Origin of the sequence: Zavarzinia sp. (genome assembly GCF_041650655.1) — a bacterium.
Classification (GTDB): domain Bacteria; phylum Pseudomonadota; class Alphaproteobacteria; order Zavarziniales; family Zavarziniaceae; genus Zavarzinia.
The window spans coordinates 1-3,259 of the sequence record NZ_JBAZKR010000225.1; the positions used below are offsets into that span (position 1 = coordinate 1).

4 protein-coding genes are annotated in these 3,259 nt (G+C 67.2%); all 4 read right to left on the reverse strand.

Annotation, left to right across the window (positions count from 1 at the left end; translation table 11 throughout):
* On the reverse strand, nt 1-920 hold a 920-nt coding region (locus WC493_RS22610), incomplete at its 3' end, for an iron-containing alcohol dehydrogenase (RefSeq protein ID WP_373068783.1).
* A 26-nt stretch (nt 921-946) separates the two neighbouring features.
* Nucleotides 947-2,257, reverse strand: a complete 1,311-nt coding sequence (locus WC493_RS22615) for an acetyl-CoA hydrolase/transferase family protein (RefSeq protein ID WP_373068785.1) — start codon at nt 2,255-2,257, stop codon at nt 947-949.
* A 4-nt stretch (nt 2,258-2,261) separates the two neighbouring features.
* Nucleotides 2,262-2,519 carry a hypothetical protein gene (locus WC493_RS22620; protein ID WP_373068787.1) on the reverse strand — a complete coding sequence of 86 codons (258 nt, stop codon included), beginning with the start codon at nt 2,517-2,519 and terminating at the stop codon, nt 2,262-2,264.
* Between the two features lie 38 nt (nt 2,520-2,557).
* Nucleotides 2,558-3,259 (reverse strand): 4-hydroxyphenylacetate 3-hydroxylase C-terminal domain-containing protein (locus WC493_RS22625; RefSeq protein WP_373068789.1); only part of this gene is annotated, 702 nt, incomplete at its 5' end.

Here is a 3,259-nt window from a genome sequence, read left to right on the forward strand (position 1 = left end):
TCGCCGATCTCGCGGAAGAACTGCGGGCAGGCGAGCATGTTGTACTCCATGACCCACGGGAGCATGAGCGTGTTGGCGATGCCGTGGGGCACGTGGAACATGCCGCCGATAGGGTAGCTCATGGCGTGCACGGCGCCGACTCCGGCGTTGCCGAAGGAGATACCGCCGAGCAGCGAGCCCATGGCCATGTTGTGGCGCGCCCAGGCGTTGCCGCCGTCGAACACGGCGGTGCGGATGCTCTTCGTGATGAGCTTGATGCCCTCGGCCGCGAGCGGGTCGGTGTGCATCGTGGCGTTCACCGAGATGTACGCCTCGATGTTGTGGATGAGCGCGTCCATGCCGCTGGCCGCGGTGACGCCCTGCGGGCAGCTGTAGGTGAGCACGGGGTCGACGAGCGCGATGTTGGGGATCAGGTGCGGGCTCACGACACCCTGCTTCACGTTGAGCTTCTCGTTGGCGAAGATGGCGATGGCCGTGACTTCGGTGCCGGTGCCGGCGGTGGTGGGCACGGCGATGAAGGGCAGGCCCTTGTGGGGCACCTGATCGACGCCCACGTAGTCTTCGAGACGGTCATCGGTGGGGGCGAGGACGGCGACCACTTTGGCGACGTCGATGGCGGAGCCGCCGCCGAAGCCGACGATGAGGTCGTACTTGCCCTCCTTGGCGATGTCGACGATCTTGTGCACGCTGCCCATGGGCGGCTCGGGGACGGCCTTGTCGTAGATGCCGACCTCCAGGCCGGCCTCGCGCAGCGGGATCTCGACGCTCTCCACAGTGCCGCAGCAAGCTACTCCGGGGTCGGTAATGATGAGCGCCTTGGAGCCGCGCAGCTTCTTGGCCTCGGCGCCGATCTGGCCGACGCACCCATTGCCTGTGATGAGGGTCTTAGGCGCCCGGTGGACGCGGATCTGGGTATCCATGGCTTCTCTCTCCTCCGTGTGGGCTACTAGCGCGCGAGGCGGCCGGGGCCATAGACGCCGGTCGCCTCCTCGCGGATCTGGTCTCTGAACGCCGGGTCGGCGATCGCGATGAGCTCCTCGGCGCGCTCACGCAGGCCCTTGCCGCGCAGGTGGGCGACGCCGTGCTCGGTGACGATGTAGTCGACGTCGGCGCGCATGGTCGTCACCGCCGTGCCGGGGCCGATGGCGGCGACGATGCGAGAGACGGCGCCCTTCTTTGCCGTAGACGGCAAGGCGATGATCGCCTTGCCGTCGCGGCTGCGGGCGGCGCCGCGCACGAAATCGACCTGGCCGCCGATGCCGGTGAACTGCACCGCGCCCATGGTGTCGGCGACCACCTGGCCCATAAGGTCGACCTGGATCGCCGAGTTGATGGCCACGACCCTGTCGTTCTGGCCGATGAGGTACGGGTCGTTGATGACGTTCACCGGGAACATGTTGACGGCCGGGTTGTCGTCCACGAAGTCGTAGAGGCGGCGCGTGCCCATCAGGAAGGTGGCCGCGATCTTGTCGCGGCTGATGGTCTTGTTGCGGTTGGTGATGACGCCCTCGTTGTACAGGTCGACCACGCCCTCGCTGAACATCTCGCTGTGGATGCCAAGGTCGTTCTTCTCGTGCAGGAAGAGGAGCACCGCGTCGGGGATGCCGCCGATGCCGAGCTGCAGGCAGGAGCCGTCTTCGACGAGGCCGGCGATGTGCTTGCCGATGGCTTCCTCGACCGGGCCGATCTTCGGCGGCTGCAGCTCGATGATCGCCTGCTCGCTCTCGACGATGCGGTCGATCTCGGAGACGTGGATGAAGGAATCGCCGTGGGTGCGGGGCATGTTGGGGTTCACCTGGGCGACCACGGTCTTGGCTACCTGCGCCGCCGGCTTGGTGTAGTCCACCGAGATGCCGAAGGAGCAGAAACCGTGCGTGTCGGGCGGCGACACGTGGATGAGCACCACGTCGGGCGTCAGGTAGCCCTCGCAGAACAGCTTGGGGATCTCGCTGAAGAACACGGGGATGTAGTCGCCGCGACCGTCCTTGACGGCCTCCCGTGAGGAGGCGCCGACGAAGAGCGACTTGTGATAGAAGGAGTCGGCGTGCTCCGGCTGGCAGTACTCGCCCTTGCCCATGGCGACCATGTGGTTGATCTCGACGCGCTCCAGCTCGGCGGCGCGCGCCACCAGCGCATCGACCAGCTCGAGCGGTTCGCCACAGGCGTGGGCAAACACCACGCGGTCGCCCGACTTCACGCACTTCATGGCCTCCGCGGGCGAAGTGCGTTTGGCGTCGTAGTCCGCTTTCCAGTCCATCCGGTTACTCCTTGAGCTTTCGCGTGACCGTGGGCGCGAGCTCAGAGGCGGGTGTGGGGACGCCGTCGACGAGCTCGCCAGCGACGACCACCGTAGCGGGGTCGTCGCTCGAGAGCAGGTGGTCTGAGGCGCAGGCGCGGGGGCAGCCGCTCACGTGCACGGTGGCCCCGGGGGCTACGTCGGGGTCGGCGACGGGCAGATCGGCGGTGACGGCGGTGCGGTCGATGTGGGGGTTGCAGCCCCCGCAGTACACGACCTTCATGCGCCGCACCGGGTCCGCCTGCCGATCGTCTGGCATCGTCAGTGGGCGGACACCGCCGTGGGGACCTTGGCCTTGCCCTTGTCCCACGGCTTGCCCACGCCGGCCAGCGCCTTGGCCAACTCCTTCTTGTGGTTGATGTTGGACTGACGCGCGATCATGATGCGCTGCGCCTGCGGCGAGCCGGCGCCGTGCATGCTCTCGGTGCGGTAGCCGACGGCCGCGGCGCCGAGCGTGAGGTTCTCGACGAGGCGGAGGATGCGCAGGCGGTCGATCACGGGCGTGTCGCACTGGCCCACGAGGAACTTCTCGACGATGGGCCCGATCTTCTCGTCGGCGAGGTCCTGGGCCGACGGCATCGTAACCATGAGCCCGCCGGCGATGTCTTCGGCCAGACGCGCGATCTCGTAGGGGAAGCGCGTGACGTTCTGCTTGCAGACGTTGGCCAGCAGCATGTCGATCTGGTAGTTGCCGGCCGGCATCTTGACGCCTTCGTAGGAGCAGGCCAGGCCGCACGAGAACAGTGTTTCGTTGAGGTGCGTCATCTCGATGAGCTTGTCTTTGATGTGGCTGGCCTTGGCCACGCCGTTCATCTCGGCGGCTGTGGCGGCGGCGCCGATGAGCACGTCGCCGACGCCGACCTTGCAGCCGCCGTAGCTCTGACGATGGAAGCCGGCGAAGCGCTCGACGAGCGCCCCCGAGAACTCGATCTCGCCGCACAGGTAGACCCTGTCCCACGGCAC

What these genes read in the sequence shown, in the direction of transcription:
- WC493_RS22615 (WP_373068785.1), bottom strand. Translation starts at nt 2,257, where the DNA reads ATGGACTGGAAAGCGGACTACGACGCCAAACGCACTTCGCCCGCGGAG.
- WC493_RS22620 (WP_373068787.1), bottom strand. Translation starts at nt 2,519, where the DNA reads ATGAAGGTCGTGTACTGCGGGGGCTGCAACCCCCACATCGACCGCACC.